This window comes from Xenorhabdus entomophaga (genome assembly GCF_037996725.1).
Taxonomy (GTDB): Bacteria; Pseudomonadota; Gammaproteobacteria; order Enterobacterales; family Enterobacteriaceae; genus Xenorhabdus; species Xenorhabdus khoisanae.
Genome location: NZ_JBBMXH010000583.1, coordinates 1 through 207, shown reverse-complemented (window position 1 = coordinate 207; position 207 = coordinate 1). Strand labels below are relative to the sequence as shown.

Below are 207 nucleotides of genomic sequence, written 5' to 3'. Positions count from 1 at the left end.
GGCGGGCTGGAAAGGCAGGACAGCAGCGGCCAGCCGCTATTTTCCTGCAACAGGGGCGGGTAATCGGCTGCGACCGGTGTGATATTGTGTACATTGAGGTGAGACGGTGAACCTTCCTGCGTTACGGTGATAGTGCCTTGCTCCAGCGTACACACCTGTTCATGGTAGCCAGTGAAATAACACGAAACCTCAATGGCAGGTAAGTCG

1 pseudogene is annotated in these 207 nt (G+C 55.6%); it reads right to left on the bottom strand.

Annotated elements, in window-relative coordinates:
- Window positions 1–207 (bottom strand): annotated as a pseudogene (locus AAC854_RS24135) (type VI secretion system baseplate subunit TssF); the annotation flags it as partial.